A 20,893-nucleotide genomic window follows, 5' to 3' on the forward strand; every position below is an offset into this window, starting at 1 on the left:
TAGAAGACCTACAGTAGGTTCCCTTCATAGCTTGATTATTAAATTGATAACTTATAGAATTTTTACCATAAATTATTTCCACTGTCAAACAAGAATTGGTAATATCAGAAAAATGTAGAAGTTTGTCATTTTTGTAATCATCATTATGCTATAATATATGTGATTTTAAAAGAGGTGATTCGATGAACGATAAATTTCAAGCGTGGATAGAGAAAGTAAAATCCATATCTAACTTGTTTACCCATAAAAGGACAGTAAAAAGCGCACGTATTACGTACCAGGTCTTTTGGAACCTTTTGCTGCTGATTATAACTGTCGTCATCCTTGGGGGAGCATTTGCAGGGGGTGTGGGTGCAGGATATTTTGCCTCGCTTGTAAAGGACGAGCCCGTCCGGTCTTATGACAGCATGAAAAAAGATATTTATAATTATACGGAAACATCGGACTTATATTTTTCTGACAATGTTTATCTAGGCAAGCTCCGTACAGATCTTGAACGTGAAGAAGTCAAAATTGATCAAGTATCAGATTACCTGGTAAAAGCGGTCATTGCAACAGAAGATGAGTATTTTTATAAACATAAAGGGGTTGTCCCAAAAGCGGTTTTTCGGGCACTTTTCCAAGAAGTAACAAACTCAGCTACTCAAACAGGCGGAAGTACATTAACACAGCAATTAATCAAAAACCAAATCTTAACGAATGAAGTCTCATTCGAAAGAAAGGCTAATGAAATCTTGCTGGCACTGCGTCTAGAGAAGTTTTTTAGCAAAAAAGAAATCCTAGAAGCTTACTTAAACGTTTCAACATTTGGTAGAAATTCATCTGGTAAAAATATCGGCGGTGTTCAAGCCGCGGCAAAAGGAATATTTGGGAAAAATGCCAGTGAATTGACCCTGCCACAAGCGGCCTTTATTGCTGGTTTACCGCAAAGTCCCTTTGGCTACACACCTTTTACAAGAGAAGGTACAGTGAAAAACAATTTAGAACCGGGCCTTACTCGAATGAAAACGGTTTTAAAAAGAATGTATGATGGCGGTCACATTACTGAAACACAGTATGCAGAAGCCTCGGCCTATGATATTACAAAGGATTTTATTCCTGCAGGGGACAACCCGCTGGAAAAATATCCATACTTATCATTTGAGATTGAAAAGCGAGCTATCGAAGTCCTAACCAATGTATTGGCGAAAAACGACGGCTATGAGGAAAATAATTTAAAAGAAGATGAGAATCTTTTTTATAAATACAAAACATTAGCCAAGCAAAATTTAAGACAAAATGGATACGAAATTCATACAACGATTAACAAAGATATATATGATGCCTTCCAGGTTGTAAAGAATAACTACCCAAACTACGGACCTGATAAGCCAGAACAGAAACAGGATCCAGAAACCGGGGAAACCATTAATGTCATGGAGCCGGTTGAAGTCGGTGCTATGCTGATCGAGAATAAAACTGGGAAAATCATCAGTTTTGTCGGTGGACGAGACCACAATAAACAGGAGCTTAATCATGCGACTAGTGCCGTGAGACAAAATGGTTCTACGATGAAGCCATTACTCGTTTATGCACCTGCCATTGAATTGGGGAAAGCCTCACCAGGCACACCTTTACCGGATGTAGCCTTAAGGCTTGACCCTTCCAGTTCAAAACCATGGCCTAACAACTATGATAGGCGATACAGCGGGATCACATCAGCCAGACATGCACTAAAAAAATCTTATAATGTACCGGCTGTTAAACTGTATAAAGATATCATTGATCAGCAGCCTGCAAAGTATCTTGAAAAAATGGGCTTTACGTCCTTAAGAAGTGAGGATTATACCAATCTCTCAACCTCTATTGGATCGATGAAAAATGGCGTAACAGTCGAAGAAAACACTAACGCCTTTGGAACGTTTGCAAATCAAGGTAAATTTATTGATGCGTACATGATTGAAAAGATTGTCGATAAAAACGGCAAGACCATTTATCAGCATGAAGTGAAGCCAGTTGACGTCTTTAAACCGCAAACAGCGTTTTTAACACTTGATATGATGCGGGATGTAATCAAAAGTGGTACAGCTGCTGGTATTAACAGTAAGCTGAAGTTTAGGGCTGATTGGGCAGGTAAAACAGGAACTGGGCATGATTATCATGACGCTTGGTTTGTGGCTACCAATCCAAATGTAACCTTCGGAATCTGGACTGGCTATGATACACCAAAATCATTAAAAACCGGCGGAATGTCTTACTCACAGAGAACAAATAATCTATGGGCTGAATTAATGAATGCGGCTTATGATATTAAACCTGAGTTAGTTAATCCTTCTGAATCATTTCCTGTACCAGAAGGAATTGTAAAGCGTTCGTTCTGTGCGGTTTCAGGCTTGCTGCCTTCGGATGCCTGCGCTAAGGCTGGTTTAGTTGAAAGTGATTATTTTAACGCAGAAAATGTTCCAACAAAACGAGATGACAGCCTGATTGCAGGAAATTATGTGCAAATTGGTGATAAAAGGTATCTAGCTTTAGATTCAACACCAAAAGAATTTGCCCAACAAGGGGTTATCCTCAATCCAGACTTTATCACACAAATGGTTGGAAGTAATTTTAGTAATACAAGCCAGCTAATTCCTAAGATGGAACGATGGGGTAAAATCCTAGTTCCGAATGATAAGATTGTCGATAACGGAAAACGGCCTGACGGGATAACCCTTTCAGTATCCGGTAATAATCTCATTTGGTCACCACCAGCAGATAATGATATTGTTGGGTACCGAGTTTATCAAAACGGATCAAAGGTCGCGAGTATCATTAGTGGTTCTAGTCTTTCCTTTTCAGCATCTAACGGTTCATACTATGTAACCGCCGTAGATATCGCAGGGAATGAATCTGGACCATCAAACAAAGTGGATGTTGGTGTTACTATTACACCTGCACCTGCACCTGTACCTGTACCTGCACCTCAATAAATAACAATAAAGGAGCTTGGAAAATCCAAGCCCCTTTATTGTTTAGATTCACTTTTTTGATTATTTCTAATTGAATATAGCGCCTTTTCGAGCGTGAGTAAGTTTTTTTCCGTTATTTCGGCTTTTCTCGGAATTGGCTTATACATATCATCTGGATCGTCCCAATTTTTTGGAAGGCTGACTGGTGCCTTTTCTTGCCAATAATCGATCCAGTCCTTCGGTAAACTTCCATAACAGTTTGAGTTTTCAGTCATTTCCATCCAAATAAGTGCCCAAGCTCTAGGAACCACACGCCATATATCATAACCCCCGCCGCCAACTGCAATCCATTTACCTCCGCAATATTGATGGGCAATCTCATGAGCCAGCTTTGGGATTTCACGATAGATTTTCATTGAAGCGGATAAATGAGTTAAAGGATCATAATAATGAGAGTCTGCTCCATTTTGAGTCAAAATAACATCTGGTTTAAAAAACTCTGCTACTTCCTTTATTGAATGAGTATAGACATGGAGCCATGATTCATCCTCAGTGAATGCATCTACTGGAATATTAAAAGAATAACCATACCCCTTACCTTGCCCTCTTTCGTTCACGTTACCGGTACCCGGAAATAGGTATCTTCCCGTTTCATGTATGGAGAGCGTGCAGACATTGGGATCATCATAAAAGGACCACTGAACTCCATCTCCATGATGTGCGTCCGTATCTACATAAAGAACCCTAGCATTATATTTTTTTTGCAGATATTTAATAGCTACTGAACTATCATTATAAATGCAAAATCCAGAAGCTTTTCCACGAAAACCATGGTGCAATCCCCCGCCTAAATGAAGGGCATGGACTGCTTGTCCTGTCATTACTTGATCGACAGCCGTTAATGCCCCTCCAACAAGTAGAGCGCTAGCTTCATGCATGTTAGGAAAAATTGGTGTATCCTCTGTTCCTAACCCATAGTTTTCAGCTACTTGTAGTGGAAGCTGTCCATACCCTGCCATCCTAACAGCATCAATATAGCTTGGATCATGAACAAGGCTAAGCTCTTCCTCTGTTGCCATTCTGGGGGGAACAACCTGCCTATGGTCTAAGGCATTTAATCTATGTAACAAATCGACAGTAAGTTTCAGTCGAAACTGATTAAAAGGATGGTTATTGCTGAATTTATAGTTTAACAATTCTTCTGAAAATACAAATGAACAGGAATCGGTCATAGGGAAACACCTGGCAGATTGGGCCATAGAACGTCATAGCCAGATTGTTTTAAATCCTGAATGAGCACAGTAGGATTCATGGTCTGTAATCTTACGACGAGAATTTTATATTGATCATCCTTTTTGTCAGGGTAAACGAGTACGCTCAATATATTTGCTTTTCGATTCTTTATAATACTAGTAATATCACTAAGCTTTCCTGCAAAATTAGGCACCCTGATTTCAATTTGAGACCCCGGCTGATGAGCACCTGTCAACTCAACGAGCGTTCTCAATAAATCCGTTTCAGTAACAATTCCAACGAGCTTGTGATTGTTTGTAATCGGAAGGCAGCCTATTTTATGCTCATAAAACACAGCTGCTATTTCCTCGACAAAATCAAGAGGATGGCCAGTGATAACGTCCTTTTTCATAATCGAGTCAACCGGTTTTTCAAGATCTTCTAAATGGTCGTTTGCACGAAAAATTGATGGAGCTGCATCTCGTATATCAGATAAGGTTACAATACCAACAAGCTGTTGATTTGTATCTATAACGGGTATATGCCGGATTTTTTTTGACTCCATTAATCTCATTGTGTCAGCAATTGAAACTGTTGGAGTAACGGTAACAATCTCGGTTTTCATTATTTCTTCTACTATCATCCGAATGGCCTCCTCAATTAATTGGGATCAATACATAAATCGATTCATAAAACGAAGTCGATCAAACCTTTGGATGGTCTCTACGTCCACCCTTTTTCCAATTCTCGCCATCAAACAGTTAGCAGGGTGTGAACAAATCTCAGGATCATCCGTTGCATACCATTGGAGACCGCCCGCATTCATCATTTTCTCCATGATTTTTCGATACTCCCAAACATTTAACCCAGTTCCCTTTAAATCCCAATGCCAATAATATTCTGTCGTAATAATTAAGTAATCCTCCATGGCATCATCCATCATGGAAACGGTGAGGAGATTTTTTCCGACTGCGCAGCCTCTAAATTTAGGAATTACCTCAATAGCACCTAATTCAATTAAATTATCCATTTTGTCTTCAGACCATCTTTCAAGAGGATCTGGAAAAAGGTATGTCACATAGCCAACAATGGTATGGTGATGCCTTGCGATAATAATTCTTCCCTCTTCGAGCTGTGCAATCCCAACCAGCGCTTGATGCTGCTGTTCAGGAGGACGAAAAGCGGTAAGATGTTCGTGAAATTCATATCCAGCAAGCTTATCCGAGGAAATAGGACCTTCAATAATTAGATTTCCATGGGGAGTTTTTAATTCTTTCGCATTGTACGTTTTTTTGTGTTCCATCCCTACACCACCTGAAAAATCATTCGCATATCATTTCTATTATACATAATTTCTATCAATTTTTTGCCCCTTCCCATAATTTTCTGTTTAATTAGAAAACTATGTGACAATTTCTCGAAATCAATTAAATTATTTTAAAAATTGAGAATAGTTTCTATTTGTACTATAATAATCTCATACTAGCATAAGGGGGAAATGGAATGAGAGTGGAAAAGCTGCCGGTTATGCAAGGAGAGCATAACTTATCAAATTATGATGAAAAGTATAAGACCTTCAGTTGGGAGGAGACTGAAAAGGAATTCTCCTGGCATGAAACTGGACTTGTGAATATGGCGTATGAAGCGATCGACCGCCATGCAGAAACATTTCGAAAAAATAAAGTAGCCCTTTATTACCGCGATAACACTAGAAATGAAAAGTTTACGTTCAAAGAAATGAAAGAGCTTTCAAATAAAGCTGGTAATGTGCTAAAAACTTACGGAGATGTTGAGAAAGGAGACCGCGTATTTATTTTTATGCCACGGTCACCTGAACTATATTTTACTGTATTAGGTGCTATCAAGCTTGGAGCAATTGTCGGTCCATTATTTGAAGCTTTTATGGAGGGTGCCGTTCGCGATCGTTTGCAAGATAGTGAAGCCAAAGTCTTGGTTACAACTCCTGAATTATTAGATCGTGTACCTGTAGATGAGCTTCCAGCATTAAAACACATTTTCCTTGTTGGTCAAAATGTTGAAGAAAATGGGCAGTACGTTAACTTTTTGGAAAAATTCGAGGCTGCCAGCAGCACGCTCCGAATTGAATGGGTAGACCGTACGGATGGGCTCATTCTTCACTATACTTCAGGTTCTACAGGTAAACCAAAGGGAGTCCTGCATGTACATAATGCAATGATCCAGCATTATCAAACAGCAAAATGGGTATTAGATTTAAAAGAAGAGGATGTATATTGGTGTACTGCTGACCCAGGATGGGTTACAGGAACTTCTTACGGTATCTTTGGACCATGGTTAACGGGAACTTCCAACGTAATTGTTGGCGGACGTTTCAGCCCTGATACCTGGTACAAAATGATTGAAGACTTTGGCGTTACCGTTTGGTATAGTGCTCCTACTGCTTTCCGTATGTTAATGGGAGCTGGAGATGAAATTGTAAAGAAATACAATTTAAGCAGCCTTCGCCATGTCTTGAGTGTTGGGGAACCTTTAAACCCTGAGGTAGTAAAATGGGGCGTGAAGGTCTTTAACAAAAGAATTCATGATAACTGGTGGATGACGGAAACAGGTGCACAGCTTATTAGTAATTACCCTTGTATGGAGATTAAACCAGGTTCAATGGGTAAGCCTATTCCAGGTGTCGTGGCTGCGATTGTTGACGACCAAGGCAATGAACTTCCACCTTACCGCATGGGGAATCTTGCTATTAAGAGGGGCTGGCCTTCTATGATGTACACCATTTGGAATAATCGTGAAAAATATGAATCTTATTTCATGCCAAGCGGCTGGTATTTTTCTGGTGATTCCGCCTATATGGATGAGGATGGATATTTCTGGTTCCAAGGACGTGTAGACGATGTTATCATGACATCTGGTGAACGAGTTGGTCCATTTGAAGTGGAAAGCAAACTTGTCGAACACCCTGCAATAGCAGAAGCTGGGGTAATCGGAAAACCTGATCCTGTGCGCGGCGAGATTATTAAAGCCTTTATCGCACTTAGAGACGGCTATACAGCTTCAGATGAACTTAAAGAAGAAATTAGACTTTTTGTAAAACAAGGTCTTGCAGCACACGCAGCTCCTCGAGAGATCGATTTCCGAGATAAACTTCCAAAAACAAGAAGCGGTAAGATTATGAGACGTGTCTTAAAGGCATGGGAGCTTAACTTACCAACAGGTGATTTATCTACCATGGAAGATTAAACAAAAGAAGGAAGCGCATAAACACAAGGCGCTTCCTTTTTTGTTTTGTCTAGCTCCAGCGCCTAGGGGCTCGGGGTCATAAGCCAATCCGTCAAGAAGGTTAAAAAACAACCTTCATGCCGGCTCGTCTTATGCCTGTCGCCCCTGGACAAGGCGCTTCTGCTTTTCTTATTATTTAGTTGATTGACGGTGCTCGATGCGGTGTGGAAGGACAACGGTTTGTTCCTCTACCTCTTCTTTGTTCATTAATTTGGTGAGTAAACGCATAGCCACAGCTCCGATATCGTATAAAGGCTGAACGATTGTGGTCAGCTGCGGACGAACCATTAATGAAAGCCTTGTATTATCTGATGTAATAACCTCAAAGTCTTCAGGAAGTTTATATCCTTTATCCTCGGCGCCATGGACAACACCAAGTGCCATTTCATCAGAGCCAACTAGTATTGCAGTCGGTCTATTCGGAGCTTCTAATAATTTATCGAACGCTTCTAAGCCAGAGTCATAGGTGTAATCGCCTTCGACAATGAGTGACTCATTAAAATCTATACCTGCATCTGCAAGCGCACGCTGATATCCTTTTAGTTTTTTGTGAATATTTCTCGGCTCCTGTAATGGCCCAACTACAAATGCAATATGCTTATGACCTTTATCAATAAATTCTTTCACTGAATCATAAACAGCTTGTTCATAGTCTATGTTAACAGAAGGAATCTGCTCAGATTCTTCAATGGATCCAGCTAAGACAATCGGTACTGGTGATTTTCCAAATTCTTCGACATGCTCTTGAGTAATATTTCCACTCATAAAAACAATACCATCCACTTGTTTACCTAGCATAGTATTTAATAAGTGTAATTCTTTCTCTTTGTTTTGATCTGAATTGCTTAAAATAATATTGTACTTGTACATAGTTGCGATATCTTCAATACCACGTGCGAGTTCTGCGAAAAAGATATTCGAGATGTCCGGAATTACGACCCCAACGGTAGTTGTTTTTTTGCTGGCCAATCCTCTGGCAACTGCATTAGGACGGTAACCAAGTCTATCAATGACTTCTAATACTTTTTTGCGGGTAACAGGCTTTACATTTGGATTTCCATTGACGACACGTGAAACGGTTGCCATCGAAACATTCGCTTCACGGGCAACATCATAAATTGTTATATTCACGTTTAAACACTCTCCTTAAACACGATACGTATTTTCTCTTATTTTACAGCATTTTTAATAATTTAGTCTTTTTTTTGTCCAGCTTTCAGCGCCTAGCCCCTCGAGGTCACTTCGGTCCTGCAGATGAAGTCAAAAAGCGCGACTTCATCCACAGGCCCTCCAGTGCTTGTCGGGGCTGAACAAGGCGCTTCCGCTTTTCTCTTTGTGAGATAATATACAAACTTTTATTTATGTATCTAATCATACGATAAGTACAAACAAGTCGCAATGATATTTGTTCTCATTTTCACTTTATTTCATTATTTAATAAAAAAAGGCCTTCTGCAAGGACTGCAGAGGGCCTTTCTCACTTAATTAAATTCTAACTAAATTGGAAGCAAGCAGTTCATTATAAAAAGTATTAAACTGGTCAAGATTCATTTGCTGCTGCGCATCTGAAAGTGCTACTGCTGGATCTGGGTGAACCTCAGCCATAACCCCATCTGCGCCAATCGCAAGTGCTGCTTTTGCAGCAGGAAGAAGTAAATCTCTGCGGCCGGTTGAATGAGTTACATCGACCATTACCGGTAAATGTGTCTCTTGCTTAAGAATCGGTACTGCAGAAATATCAAGCGTATTTCTGGTTGCCCGTTCGTATGTTCTAATTCCACGTTCACAAAGAATAATCTGCCCATTTCCTTGTGCCATAATATATTCGGCAGCATTAATAAATTCTTCAATCGTGGCTGCAATACCACGTTTTAAAAGGACTGGTTTATTTACTGCTCCCGCAGCTTTTAATAATTCAAAGTTTTGCATATTACGGGCACCGATTTGGATAACATCAATATAATCAATAGCCATCTCAATATCAGCTGGGTTTACAATCTCACTAATGACAGCCATATCATATTCATCGGCTACTCGTTTTAATATTTTTAACCCTTCAACCCCAAGGCCTTGGAAATCATAAGGAGATGTTCTAGGTTTATATGCACCGCCGCGCAGCAGCTTTAAACCTTTTTCTTTCATTGCTTTTGCCACAGTTGCCACTTGTTCATAAGACTCGACAGCACATGGACCAAAAACAAAATGCTGTTTTCCGTCTCCGACAGTTTCACCTTTTAAGTTGACAATCGTATTTTCTGGTTTCTTCTTTCTAGAAACAAGCAGTGCTTTTTGATGATCATCTTTTTGCAAATCTAAGCCAGCCTTAAAGATTTCCTTAAATAAATGGTCAATCGTCGCATTATCAAATGGTCCATCATTATGTTCTTTAATGACATCAAGCATTTTTCGTTCACGAACAGGATCGTATTTATAAACTCCTTGACTTTCTTTAGCCTTCCCAATCTCTTGGACAAGTTGAGCTCTTTCATTAATTAGTTTCAATAATTCCAAGTTTAAATCATCGACACGTGTCCTTAACTGTTCCAAATTACTTTTGCTCATTTATTGTCCCCGTCCTTTCAATAGCTTGACAGAATGATTGCAGAATAACTAAATACTGTCAGCTAGCTCCCTTAAATATAAATTTTTTCACTATTCAATAATTATGCTTTATTATATCTGATAAGAGCTTTTTTGTCACGTCTTTTTTCTTTAGTGATTAAACGCTTTTAAGCGCTAAAGCGAATCATCTTATAATACGTCATTGTATGCATGGAATTTAAAAAAAGTGCTATAAATTATCAATTGATGCAGTGCTTAAAGATTTGTTTGTAATCTTCCAATGAGAGGCATTCCAGACAGCCTCACCATTTTTAATCAAAAGTGCCTGAGGGGATTCATGTTTAATTTCAAACTTCTCTGCCACTTCATTTGATAAAGGGCGTGCCTCTTGAACAGCTAAATAAAAAGTCGGTATACTTTGATCGCTGCCTGCGTATTTTTCATACTCCTGATACGCTGCATGACTAATCGGACAAGTTAAACTATGTTTTAATATAAAAAATTTGTCCTCTTGCTTTAATAACTCTTCAAATTGTTCTAATGTATCAATTTTTTTCAACATATTCTATCCTCCAAATAATAAACGGTGAAGTCATTCTATCACTTCACCGTTTTTGATACAAATAATTGGTTTATTTTTCAAATACTCTCTCAATGTGTTACTTTATTTTCTTCCTCTTCAAGTGCTTTTGTTGCTTCTTCTAATTTTTTTCTTATTGAAAGTTCATCAACAGATCCTTCACTAGCTGCTTTTGGCATTCCACCGATTGGAATATAATTGTCTTCCTCGACATCAACAGGTGTCTTTGTTTTATTCATAAGGTGGACCGTTTTTTCCTTTAATGTTTCCGCTTGGATGTTAAGTTTACTTCGAAGCTCTCTGCCTGATTTTGGGGCTAAGAAAATGGCTGCAGCTGCGCCCACTAGTCCGCCAATCAGTGCTCCTAATAAAAAACTGCTGGATGAGTCTTCACTTTTGTTTTGGTTTGTTTCTCGCAATTCATAATCTTTACTGCTCATTCTGGATTCCTCCCTTATATAAATAATTAACGTGACCTAACTCGTTTAATCTCCTCAACTTGATCTGCTTTTTTTTCTTGCTTCTTAGCATTCCATTTATCTTTAAGTTCAAGAAAAACATTACCCCATTGCACAATTTGGGAGATTTTTTCTTTATTTTCTTCTACTTGTATATCGAAAGATTCAGTTAACGTTTTTAAGGTGCCATTGAATTTATTTACCGTCGTCCCAACATTTTTTACCGCAGAGACAACACTATTTAAATTCTGTGATTTCTCTTGAATATCATCGGCCAGTGCATTGGTTTTATGTAAGAGTTCAGTCGTTTCTTTTGTGACTCCATCTAATTGTCTTTCTAATCCCGTTAAAGTGGTGGAAACGCTTGAAAGAGTCTCTTGAAGAGATTTAAGCGTTTTGGCAACGTAGATGACTAGTACTAAAAATGCAATCGCAATTAAAGCGACACTTAAGTATAAAATAATTTCCATTTGTTTTTACCTCCGGTTTTATATCCTTATGTATTACCTATCTTAGGCAGTGTTAAACGTAAATAGGTATCTTATACTACTTCAATATGATTGTCTCATTTTCCTGCAATGGATTACAATACGTTTTGCTCTAATGTTGAATATTTCTCAATCTATGAAGAAATCGGTTACAATAGAGTATGTATTTACATACTTTTTTTTGGAGGGTTAACCATGAAGGATCCACGTATTGAAAAACTAGCAAAAAATCTAATCAACTACTCGGTAGAATTGCAAAAAGGTGAAAAGGTATTAATCGAAAACTTTGGCCTGCAGCGCGAGCTTGTTACGGCACTTGTTAAGGAAGCTTATTTAGCTGGCGGATATCCATTTGTACTTTTAAAGGACCAACAAGTAGACCGTGCGTTATTACTTGGTGCCCAGGAAGAGCAATTTAATATGATTGCAGACTTTGAGGCAAATGTTATGAGCAAAATGGATGCATACATAGGACTGCGCTCTGGTGATAACATCAACGAGCAGGCAGATGTGCCAGACGATAAGATTAAAATTCATGGCAGTACGATCGGTAAAAAGGTTCATCGCGATATCCGTGTACCGAAAACAAAATGGGTTGTCCTCCGCTACCCGACATCAAATATGGCTCAGCTGGCAAGTATGAGCACAGAGGCATTTGAGGACTTCTATTTCGATGTTTGTAATTTGGATTATGGAAAAATGGATAAAGCCATGGATAGTCTTGTGGAATTGATGAACCAGACAGATAAAGTTCGTCTCACAGGACCTGGAACAGACCTTACCTTCTCTATAAAAGATATCCCTGCCATAAAGTGTGCAGGTCACGCAAATATTCCTGATGGAGAGGTATATAGTGCACCCGTACGTGATTCAGTAAATGGAGTAATCACCTATAATACCCCATCTCCTTACCAAGGTTTCACCTTTGAAAATGTTAAGTTAACATTTAAAGATGGCAAAATCGTAGAGGCTGTTGCCAACGATACTGAGCGAATCAACAAAATATTTGATACAGATGAAGGTGCACGTTATGTCGGAGAATTTGCTATTGGCGTTAACCCATATATCTTAAACCCAATGCAGGATATTTTATTCGATGAGAAAATCGCAGGCAGCTTCCACTTTACACCAGGTCAATGCTATGATGAAGCCTTTAACGGAAACCATTCAAATATTCACTGGGATATGGTTAACATTCAGCGTCCTGAATATGGCGGTGGCGAAATCTATTTTGATGATGTGTTAATCCGTAAAGACGGTCTTTTCGTTATTCCGGAACTAGAAGGTCTTAATCCCGAGAATTTAAAATAAAAACAAAGGATGTCAGCTGGACTGACATCCTTTCTCTTTTTATAAGGTTAACTGGTTTTCGTAGGATTCTTGGAATTTTTGGATATCTCCTGCACCCATAAAGATTATAACGCTATTTTTATGTTTTTCAAGCAGGGAGGTAGTTTCTTCCGATAAAATTTCTGCACCTTCAATTTTTGTTTGAAGATCCTTTATCGTAAGCTTTCCATGATTTTCTCTGGCAGAACCAAAAATTTCACACAAATACGTTTTATCTGCAAGTCTCAGGCTTTTTGCAAAATCCTCTAGAAAAGCCTGCGTCCTCGAAAACGTATGAGGCTGAAATACGGCTACTATTTCTCGATCTGGATATTTTTGATTAGCAGCATCGATGGTAGCTTTAATTTCCGTTGGGTGATGGGCATAATCGTCAATCAGTATTTGTGAGCCAATTCTTTTTTCAGAAAATCTTCTTTTCACACCCTGGAAGGTCTCCAATTGTTCCTTAACAATCGAAACATCAATTTCCTCGTAGTGGCATACCCCAATAACGGAAAGCGCATTTAATACACTATGCTCACCGAACGTTGGAATCGTGAATGTATCATAAAATGTATTCCGAATAAAAACATCAAATGTTGTACCAGTAGTACTTTTTACAAGATTTTTGGCTTGGTAGTCATTTTCCTCACCAAATCCATAAAACAATACAGGTACTTTTGCCTGAATTTTTTGAAGTTGTTCATCATCCCCGTATGCGAATATCCCCTTCTTAACTTGGACGGCCATTTCTTGAAATGCTGAAAAAACATCATCAATATTGGCAAAATAGTCTGGATGATCAAAATCTATATTTGTCATGATCGCATAATCTGGAAAATAGGACAAAAAGTGTCTTCGGTATTCACATGCTTCAAAAACAAAATATTTCGAGCCTTCTTCGCCCTTACCAGTACCGTCACCAATTAAAAACGAAGTCGGCTTTGCACCCTTGATAACATGGGCAAGCAGACCTGTTGTGGACGTTTTACCGTGTGCACCGGTTACAGCCACACTAGTGAAATTTTGCATAAAGTCGCCTAAAAATCGGTGGTAACGAATAATCGGCAGCCCGAGCTTCATAGCCTCTTGAATTTCCTCATGAGTATCAGGAAATGCATTTCCAGCAATAATAGTCATCCCCGGTTTAATGTTTTCCTTTTGAAAGGGGAGAATCTTTATTCCTGATTTTTCAAGGGCCAGTTGAGTAAAAAAGTGCTTTTCGACATCGGAGCCTTGTACATCGAAATTCATATCATGGAGAACTTGCGCTAATGCACTCATTCCTGACCCCTTTATACCTACAAAATGGTAAATAGTCATATAAAGAACCTCCAACCAACGTCTATCTGTAAAACAGTATATGACATCTATCTTGAAATGCTAATTTTTAGTACTAAAGCGCATTGGCGCTTTAACTTGCTAATATACGAAAATAAATGAATGATTCACATTTAAGTATTATATCATTGTTCATCAATAAAAACTATTTGATACTTCATTAACAGTATATTTTTTGTTTTTTCTTAACAAAGAATACTTAAGATTAGTTCATTGTACCAGTATCTTGCAAGGACTCCAAGTCTGCCAGCGTAATCAAGACTTCGCGTGGCTTACTGCCGTTAGCACTGGTAATAAACCCATTAGATTCAAGCATATCCATTAATCTTGCTGCACGGTTATAGCCGATTTTAAATCTTCTTTGCAGGCTGGATGTAGATGCCAGCCCTTGTTCGATAATAAATTCACATGATTCGTAAAAGAGTTCATCCTCTTCTTCGGTTACCTGTGCCTTTTTTAACAGTTCCTCTTGTTCAAACAAGTATTCAGGCTCACGCTGATCTCTCACGTGCCCGACCACAAGATCAATTTCTTCATCTGAAACAAAGGTTCCTTGCAGACGTACAGGCTTTGATGAACCATTCTCTAAGAATAGCATATCTCCACGGCCGAGTAATTTTTCGGCACCGCTTATATCAATAATGGTGCGGGAATCCACCTGTGAAGATACGGAAAAGGCAATCCGTGTTGGAATGTTGGCTTTAATTAATCCCGTTATTACATCCACAGACGGTCTTTGAGTAGCCACAATTAAATGAATTCCACAAGCTCTTGCTTTTTGAGCAATCCTGCAAATTGCTTCTTCTACATCTGCAGGTGACATCATCATTAAATCTGCTAGCTCATCGATAATGATCACAATAAACGGCAATTTATCAGAGTATTGTTTATGCTGGATAGCAAGCTCATTAAATCGATTTATGTCGCGGACTCCTGAATGCGCAAATAACTCATAACGTCTCTCCATTTCCTCTACAGCCCATTTCAAAGAAGCGGTAGCTGCCTTTACATCCGTTATGACTGGACTTACTAAATGTGGAATTCGATTATAAGGAGCAAGCTCTACCATTTTAGGGTCAATCAATAAAAGCTTTAAATCTTCTGGACTTGCTTTAAATAATAAACTTACCAGGATTGTATTTATACACACACTCTTACCAGAACCTGTTGCACCAGCTATTAACCCATGAGGCATTTTCTTTAAATCTGTAACAATCGGTTTTCCGGAAATATCGAGACCTAGTATTGCTGTTAACGGAGATGCTGATTCACGAAATACTGAACTCTGAACAATTTCATTAATGAACACGGGACGTGATTTTTGGTTTGGCACCTCAATGCCTATCGTATGTTTACCTGGAATAGGTGCTTCAATTCGTATATCTCTGGCAGCAAGACTTAATTTAATATCATCACTTAAATTGGTAATTTTGTTTACCTTTACACCTGGCTCAGGCTGGACTTCAAAACGAGTCACAGCTGGTCCTTGTGTTACATTTACAACACTCGCACCTACATTAAAATTCTGCAGTGTTTGGTTTAATAGTTCTTCTTGGTACAGTAACCATTCTGTATCATCTTCTACAATAACAGGAGGTTTTAACAAGTTCATCTTAGGAAACTCATAGGAACTTGAATCTAATTTTACTATCGATTCCGCATTTTCGATGTTACTGGCAGTCACCGATTCAACTTTGAGCTCAGGTTGAATGGCTGCCGGTTTATTAGCGATCACTTCCTCTTTTGGAAGGTCTGCTTGAATTTCTTCTTTTGATTCGAGATTGTCTGTCTTTATCTTTGCTTCAGTTGTTTCATCCTTACCCGTTTCTTTTTCCTCAGGCATAGTTCTTCTGCTTTTTCTTTCTTCCCATTTTAACTTATCCTGCTTTAGCATCATCACATTGAAAGGAAGATGAGACCGTTTTCGAGTTGGTAACTCTCTAGAATCCTGTATTGGTTCTTTTACCATAGGCTCATTTACTGCAAGCTCTTCATTTACTTCAAGCTCTTCATTTACTTCAAGCTTTTCATTTACCTCAATTGCTTCAGATATTGCAGCAGCTGTCTCAGAAGCAGCTATTTCCAATTCTGGCATGGGCTTTTGCTCTATGGCCGTGATTGAAACAAGTAGTTTATCAGAATCCTCATCTAGAAAATGGCATAACTCATGCTCGACAACGTTATCCGAGGGTTTAGCAGGCCTGCTAAAGCCATAAATAGGTGAAGGAACTTCTGTCAGCTGGAACGGTTTTTTCTTAAATTGAGGTGTACTTTTGTCATTATCCTTTCTAGTCTTTGTATCTGAGCTTCTACTATCAGAACTTGTTATTTCTGAACTTTTTACTTCAGAACGCAGGTCTACTCTCTTTTGACGATTGGTTTTTTCAGATTTTACTTCCTGTGTTTCTGGCTGCACATACAAAAGCCGGCTGCTTTTAGGATACTGATAGGAAATTTTTGTATCAAGATGATGACCACCCTCATTTATCTTATGAGACATTGACCTTTCCTGCTGCTTGTTATGTATGTCATATTCAGCATATTCATCCCGATTGTCCTTTATAAACTTTTGAAAAAAGTTTTGGATCCAGCTCAAAACTATCACTCTTTCTACTATTTCTATCACTCTATTTTAACAGGTATTATAATTTTTTCGACAAAAAATCTAAGAATAAGCAAAAAAGACCACTTACCGTGATCCTTTTCCGTCTTGATTTCGTGTCTTACCTAAGATAAAAATTGGTTCTAATTCTCCATCCTCATACAAAAAGGATAACGCCGTTATCGGTACACGTCCATTTGCAAAGAAGCTCATGGCCATTTGTGCTAAAACATCATAACCCGTATTGTTTTGAATATCCGCAATGATTAAAACATCCTGATGTGGAACAGCAAGGACCATTGTCCCTGAAATTTTTTTCTGTATATCATTTAAAAAGCCTTTATTTAATATCCTGCTTGCATCGTAACCATCGTTTGAATTAAGAAAATAAAAGGTATTACCTGCGACCTGATCTTCTTTCAAGGATGTCTTTAGTGACCTCACATTAAACAAGGCAATTTCTTTAATTCGGCTAGGCTTCCATCCCTCTTTTTCCATGATTCGCGAATCAATTAATCGATAAGTTGTCCCCATGTCGTAGGCATAATAGATTTTTGTTTCAGCCGTGTGCTCCTCCGTTAAAAAAGCAACACCTTCTTCTGATTCGATAGGAAAAGATGTTGAGCGAATAACCGGAAATATCTTTTTCTCATGATCTGTTAACTGGACTGTGTCCGTCATGGCCCTAAGTCCCTCTTCCACATAATAAACCACTTCATCAATGGCCTTTTCCTTCTCGGAATGCCACTTTGCAACAATACCGCCCAGCGTGATGGTGATTCCTTTGCCAAGGGTTTTATTTTCAATACGTAATTGATCCTTCTCACGGTCATACGTGATTTGCCGATCATCCGCAGCTAACCGTGTTTCTAATTCTCTTTTCATTTTAATACTATCCATCTTCATCTTTATCCCTCCAGCCTACCCACCAATTGTACATTAAAAAATCCCCCATCTCAAAAAAGATGGAGGAGTATACCTGTATTATTTTAGACCATTAATAAATCCTTCTATTTCCTCTTGTGTTTTCCGGTCTTTACTTACAAAGCGGCCCAGCTCTTTCCCATTTTCAAATGCAATAAAACTGGGAATACCGTATACGTCTAACTGTTGGCATAACTCAATAAATTGGTCTCGATCAACATGAATAAAAGTAAATTCACTAAACTTTTCTTCTATTTCTGGAAGTATAGGTTCGATAACCCGACAATCTGGACACCAGTTTGCTGAGAACATAAATATTGTTTTTCCTCCATCACGGAGTTGTTCAAATTGCTCCATAGACGCTAAATTTTTCAAACGTAATACCCTCCTTGATTATTTTTCAACATTTACAACTGATTTTACCATTTGTGTCATCACTGCAGCTTCATTTTTCATACTGCTTGTTTTAATTAATGTTGTAATCTTTGTTCCGCCAATCCCAATCGTCATTTCATTCATATCGTCGTCTAGTTTCTTAACGATTAGGTATCCAAACTGGTCACTTTTCTTAAATTGTTCATTTATATCTAGGTCCTTATTTTGTGCAACGGTTGATTTATAAACTACATCGCTTACTTTATTTTCTTGCGGATTATTAAAAAGAATATATTGTTTAGACCCATTTTTTAAAATTATATTATTTGGAGATTCATCTTCAATTTCATATCCAAATGGCAAATAAAAGTTAATATCTCCACTTTTTTTGTTTGTTTTTTTTGCCTTTTCATTAAGCGCTTCTTTCACTGCACCAATGGTTTCTTTACTTTCGGCTTTAAAATTTGATTTGCCACAGGCACTAAGTATGAGCATAGATAAGATTACGATCAAAATGGCATTAAAGAATTTCATCTTTCTTCGCCTCCTAATACGACTATCGTCCTATCTATATCATACCTTCCATAATATTCATAAGACAAGTCTTTTGTCGATATTCGTTGTCGAAAAAGGAAGAATTCTATTAATAACAGCTAATTTGGCTTCCTAGTGGCTTTTTGATAGTGATATTGACCAACCAGAAGGTTCATGATATGTGAAAACATCTCTGAACGGTTGATTAATCCATTGGTAAAAATACCAACTGCACCTTCATTTTTTCGAACATTTTCTTTTTTTGCAAAGTCGTCCATGATTGGTCCAAGTTCTTCTCCCGCTCTTAATCGTTCTGCAATCTCAACAGGAAGGAGAAACCTTGCTCCTCCAGCAATCATTGGTTCCGTATTTTTCGAGGCTAAGGCGCCCCAATTACATAGCAGCAAACCGTGAGAAGTCTCTTGGACACCGCCTTCTAATCCGATACCGATGTCTCCATTTCCCTGTTCCAAAGCACCGATGGCACGATTGATTGCACCCTTAATCGTCTCTTCGTCTGAGAATGGTTGTTCACTGACACCCGAGGGGATATCTAATGAAAGAAACTCCGTTTGTTGATAATGAAAGGCATTTTTTACTGCAGCCACTTTAGCAGGGTTATTTGATCCAATAATTATTTTCATTACTTCCCTCCTTCTCTACATAAAAAGAAGGCATATTATTCCTCCTCATTGTGAAATTTAGCTGTTGGCTTTGATCGTATCTACTGTTGATTGGTCACATGCTTTTACGAGTTTTACGATTAGTTCTTTGGCAGCTGCGTAGTCATCGATATGGATGATGGAAGCATGTGTATGAATGTAGCGAGAACAAATCCCGATTACGCCGCTTGGGACACCTTCATTGGATTGGTGAACGCGTCCTGCGTCCGTTCCGCCCTGTGAAACAAAATATTGATAAGGAATTTTATTTGTTTCAGCGGTATCAAGAATAAACTCTCTCATTCCGCGGTGCGTCACCATTGATTTATCAAGAATCCGGAGGAGTGCTCCCTTTCCTAATTGACCAAATTCTGATTTACTTCCTGACATATCGTTAGCTGGGCTCGCGTCTAACGCAAAAAAGATGTCTGGATTAATCATATTGGCAGCTGTTTGTGCCCCGCGCAGACCTACTTCCTCTTGGACTGTTGCGCCTGAATACAGAGTATTAGGCAGGGTTTCATCTTTTAGCTCTTGAAGCAATTCAATCGCAAGCCCACAGCCATAGCGGTTATCCCAAGCCTTCGCGAGTATTTTCTTTTCGTTCGCCATTGGTGTAAATGGACAAATCGGCAGGATTGCCTGGCCTGGTCTAATTCCGATTCGTTCTGCGTCCTCACGATCATCTGCCCCAATATCAATTAGCATATTTTTCATTTCCATTGGTTTGTTTCGTTTAGCCTCATCCAATAGATGAGGAGGAATTGAGCCTACGACACCAATAATTGGTCCATTATTGGTCATGACCTGAACGCGCTGCGCCAATAGGACCTGACTCCACCATCCACCAAGCGGTTGAAACCTAAGCATTCCATTATCGGTAATCGCCGTTACCATAAAACCAACTTCGTCCATATGACCAGCAACCATAATTCTTGGTCCATTTTGATTACCTTTTTTGACTCCGAAAATACTGCCTAATTTGTCTTGGATTATTTCATCTGCATATTGAGATAATTGCTCTTTCATGAAATTTCTAACTAAATGCTCATTTCCAGGTGCCCCTGGAAGCTCTGTTAAAGTTTTGAATAAATTTAATGTCTGCTCATTCAAAGTATTTCCCCCCTTAATGGTATGTAATGTATATGTATATTTTTATATTACTGAAATTTATGTTCTCTTACCAAGGATTTATTATGTTCTTGCTAATAAATGAGATATACTGGAAATAACAGCAATTGAAATTTTGGAGGTGCCTTATGAACTGGAAATCATTTTTCCTTGGTGCAGCAGTTGGAGTAATCAGCGGCTATGCAGTAAAGGAGATCATTTCACAAAAAACATATGTTTCACCAGAAAAAGTTTTGGAAAACGTAAAAAAACATTTTAACCAAAACGGACCGATTAGCGGCTCTTGGATACATATGGTAAAAGAGCCTTTTGAGAAGCACCAAATCAAATATCAAGTTTATAAGGGCGGAATTTCTAAAAGTCAAAATGGAGTTAATGAACAGTTCGAATTCATTGCTGACGCGTCGACCGGAACCCTTTTAGATGTAAAGTCCACTACAGAGCCAGCCCTTTAAAAGAGCAGAAGCCGTATCCCAAGAG

At 38.6% G+C, this 20,893-nt stretch carries 19 protein-coding genes and 1 other annotated feature (1 of these 20 only partly in view); of the genes, 4 read left to right on the forward strand and 15 right to left on the reverse strand.

Features of this window, described 5'->3' with window-relative positions; translation table 11 throughout:
- Positions 1-37, reverse strand: a binding site (T-box leader); it reaches 178 nt to the left of the window's first position.
- A 145-nt stretch (positions 38-182) separates the two neighbouring features.
- Positions 183-2,954 carry a transglycosylase domain-containing protein gene (locus ACIQAA_RS04125; protein WP_402615329.1) on the forward strand — a complete coding sequence of 924 codons (2,772 nt, stop codon included), beginning with the start codon at positions 183-185 and terminating at the stop codon, positions 2,952-2,954.
- Between the two features lie 35 nt (positions 2,955-2,989).
- Here ACIQAA_RS04125 and ACIQAA_RS04130 read toward each other — a convergent pair whose 3' ends face one another.
- Genes ACIQAA_RS04130 through ACIQAA_RS04140 form a run of 3 tightly spaced genes read right to left on the reverse strand, consistent with a single transcriptional unit; the run spans position 2,990 to position 5,469 of the window.
- Positions 2,990-4,165, reverse strand: a complete 1,176-nt coding sequence (locus ACIQAA_RS04130) for an acetoin utilization protein AcuC (RefSeq protein WP_402615332.1) — start codon at positions 4,163-4,165, stop codon at positions 2,990-2,992.
- Positions 4,162-4,809 (reverse strand): acetoin utilization AcuB family protein, encoded by a 648-nt coding sequence (locus tag ACIQAA_RS04135; protein ID WP_402615335.1) that lies wholly within the window; start codon positions 4,807-4,809, stop codon positions 4,162-4,164. Before ACIQAA_RS04135 ends, ACIQAA_RS04130 begins: the two co-directional genes overlap by 4 nt.
- A gap of 27 nt (positions 4,810-4,836) precedes the next feature.
- Complete coding sequence (locus tag ACIQAA_RS04140) at positions 4,837-5,469, reverse strand: GNAT family N-acetyltransferase (RefSeq protein WP_402615337.1); 633 nt, start codon at positions 5,467-5,469, stop codon at positions 4,837-4,839.
- Positions 5,470-5,669: 200 nt separating this feature from the next.
- On the opposite strand from ACIQAA_RS04140, the gene acsA reads away from it, so the two are divergent.
- A complete protein-coding gene (gene acsA / locus ACIQAA_RS04145; protein WP_402615340.1) occupies positions 5,670-7,388 on the forward strand; it encodes an acetate--CoA ligase in 1,719 nt (572 codons plus the stop codon).
- Positions 7,389-7,559: 171 nt separating this feature from the next.
- Here acsA and ccpA read toward each other — a convergent pair whose 3' ends face one another.
- The 5 genes from ccpA to ACIQAA_RS04170 all read right to left on the reverse strand — a co-directional run bounded on the left by ccpA (position 7,560) and on the right by ACIQAA_RS04170 (position 11,497).
- Positions 7,560-8,558: a catabolite control protein A gene (gene ccpA, locus ACIQAA_RS04150; RefSeq protein ID WP_402615342.1), complete on the reverse strand. Its 999-nt coding sequence runs from the start codon at positions 8,556-8,558 to the stop codon at positions 7,560-7,562.
- A 354-nt stretch (positions 8,559-8,912) separates the two neighbouring features.
- Positions 8,913-9,989 (reverse strand): bifunctional 3-deoxy-7-phosphoheptulonate synthase/chorismate mutase, encoded by a 1,077-nt coding sequence (locus ACIQAA_RS04155; RefSeq protein ID WP_402615345.1) that lies wholly within the window; start codon positions 9,987-9,989, stop codon positions 8,913-8,915.
- 229 nt (positions 9,990-10,218) lie between these two features.
- Complete coding sequence (gene ytxJ, locus ACIQAA_RS04160) at positions 10,219-10,551, reverse strand: bacillithiol system redox-active protein YtxJ (RefSeq protein WP_402615346.1); 333 nt, start codon at positions 10,549-10,551, stop codon at positions 10,219-10,221.
- A gap of 89 nt (positions 10,552-10,640) precedes the next feature.
- On the reverse strand, positions 10,641-11,009 hold the full coding sequence (locus ACIQAA_RS04165; protein ID WP_402615349.1) for a YtxH domain-containing protein: 369 nt from the start codon (positions 11,007-11,009) through the stop codon (positions 10,641-10,643).
- Between the two features lie 26 nt (positions 11,010-11,035).
- Positions 11,036-11,497 (reverse strand): DUF948 domain-containing protein, encoded by a 462-nt coding sequence (locus ACIQAA_RS04170; RefSeq protein WP_402615351.1) that lies wholly within the window; start codon positions 11,495-11,497, stop codon positions 11,036-11,038.
- A 213-nt stretch (positions 11,498-11,710) separates the two neighbouring features.
- Here ACIQAA_RS04170 and ACIQAA_RS04175 point away from each other — a divergent pair, with 213 nt between their 5' ends.
- Positions 11,711-12,826: an aminopeptidase gene (locus ACIQAA_RS04175; protein WP_402615354.1), complete on the forward strand. Its 1,116-nt coding sequence runs from the start codon at positions 11,711-11,713 to the stop codon at positions 12,824-12,826.
- Between the two features lie 39 nt (positions 12,827-12,865).
- On the opposite strand, the gene murC is transcribed toward ACIQAA_RS04175, so the two are convergent.
- The 7 genes from murC to ACIQAA_RS04210 all read right to left on the reverse strand — a co-directional run bounded on the left by murC (position 12,866) and on the right by ACIQAA_RS04210 (position 20,395).
- A complete protein-coding gene (gene murC / locus ACIQAA_RS04180; protein WP_402615357.1) occupies positions 12,866-14,167 on the reverse strand; it encodes a UDP-N-acetylmuramate--L-alanine ligase in 1,302 nt (433 codons plus the stop codon).
- Between the two features lie 223 nt (positions 14,168-14,390).
- Positions 14,391-16,781: a DNA translocase FtsK gene (locus tag ACIQAA_RS04185; RefSeq protein ID WP_402615359.1), complete on the reverse strand. Its 2,391-nt coding sequence runs from the start codon at positions 16,779-16,781 to the stop codon at positions 14,391-14,393.
- Between the two features lie 93 nt (positions 16,782-16,874).
- Positions 16,875-17,693: a DUF1444 domain-containing protein gene (locus ACIQAA_RS04190; RefSeq protein WP_402615361.1), complete on the reverse strand. Its 819-nt coding sequence runs from the start codon at positions 17,691-17,693 to the stop codon at positions 16,875-16,877.
- A 78-nt stretch (positions 17,694-17,771) separates the two neighbouring features.
- On the reverse strand, positions 17,772-18,086 hold the full coding sequence (locus ACIQAA_RS04195) for a thioredoxin family protein (protein ID WP_402615364.1): 315 nt from the start codon (positions 18,084-18,086) through the stop codon (positions 17,772-17,774).
- An 18-nt stretch (positions 18,087-18,104) separates the two neighbouring features.
- Entirely contained in the window at positions 18,105-18,620 is a 516-nt protein-coding gene (locus tag ACIQAA_RS04200; RefSeq protein WP_402615366.1) for a hypothetical protein, read from the reverse strand.
- Between the two features lie 119 nt (positions 18,621-18,739).
- A complete protein-coding gene (locus tag ACIQAA_RS04205) occupies positions 18,740-19,264 on the reverse strand; it encodes a DUF84 family protein (protein WP_402615368.1) in 525 nt (174 codons plus the stop codon).
- A gap of 57 nt (positions 19,265-19,321) precedes the next feature.
- A complete protein-coding gene (locus ACIQAA_RS04210) occupies positions 19,322-20,395 on the reverse strand; it encodes a M42 family metallopeptidase (protein WP_402615371.1) in 1,074 nt (357 codons plus the stop codon).
- 146 nt (positions 20,396-20,541) lie between these two features.
- Between ACIQAA_RS04210 and ACIQAA_RS04215 the strand changes: the two genes are divergently transcribed.
- Complete coding sequence (locus tag ACIQAA_RS04215; protein WP_402615373.1) at positions 20,542-20,868, forward strand: PepSY domain-containing protein; 327 nt, start codon at positions 20,542-20,544, stop codon at positions 20,866-20,868.
- The last annotated feature ends 25 nt before the right edge of the window (positions 20,869-20,893 follow it).

It is taken from the genome of Neobacillus sp. NPDC093182, assembly GCF_044754045.1.

Coding starts and splice junctions, on each gene's coding strand:
- ACIQAA_RS04125 (WP_402615329.1), top strand. CDS start 183: ATGAACGATAAATTTCAAGCGTGGATAGAGAAAGTAAAATCCATATCT.
- ACIQAA_RS04130 (WP_402615332.1), bottom strand. CDS start 4,165: ATGACCGATTCCTGTTCATTTGTATTTTCAGAAGAATTGTTAAACTAT.
- ACIQAA_RS04135 (WP_402615335.1), bottom strand. CDS start 4,809: ATGATAGTAGAAGAAATAATGAAAACCGAGATTGTTACCGTTACTCCA.
- ACIQAA_RS04140 (WP_402615337.1), bottom strand. CDS start 5,469: ATGGAACACAAAAAAACGTACAATGCGAAAGAATTAAAAACTCCCCAT.
- acsA (WP_402615340.1), top strand. CDS start 5,670: ATGAGAGTGGAAAAGCTGCCGGTTATGCAAGGAGAGCATAACTTATCA.
- ACIQAA_RS04155 (WP_402615345.1), bottom strand. CDS start 9,989: ATGAGCAAAAGTAATTTGGAACAGTTAAGGACACGTGTCGATGATTTA.
- ytxJ (WP_402615346.1), bottom strand. CDS start 10,551: ATGTTGAAAAAAATTGATACATTAGAACAATTTGAAGAGTTATTAAAG.
- ACIQAA_RS04165 (WP_402615349.1), bottom strand. CDS start 11,009: ATGAGCAGTAAAGATTATGAATTGCGAGAAACAAACCAAAACAAAAGT.
- ACIQAA_RS04170 (WP_402615351.1), bottom strand. CDS start 11,497: ATGGAAATTATTTTATACTTAAGTGTCGCTTTAATTGCGATTGCATTT.
- ACIQAA_RS04175 (WP_402615354.1), top strand. CDS start 11,711: ATGAAGGATCCACGTATTGAAAAACTAGCAAAAAATCTAATCAACTAC.
- murC (WP_402615357.1), bottom strand. CDS start 14,167: ATGACTATTTACCATTTTGTAGGTATAAAGGGGTCAGGAATGAGTGCA.
- ACIQAA_RS04190 (WP_402615361.1), bottom strand. CDS start 17,693: ATGAAGATGGATAGTATTAAAATGAAAAGAGAATTAGAAACACGGTTA.
- ACIQAA_RS04200 (WP_402615366.1), bottom strand. CDS start 18,620: ATGAAATTCTTTAATGCCATTTTGATCGTAATCTTATCTATGCTCATA.
- ACIQAA_RS04205 (WP_402615368.1), bottom strand. CDS start 19,264: ATGAAAATAATTATTGGATCAAATAACCCTGCTAAAGTGGCTGCAGTA.
- ACIQAA_RS04215 (WP_402615373.1), top strand. CDS start 20,542: ATGAACTGGAAATCATTTTTCCTTGGTGCAGCAGTTGGAGTAATCAGC.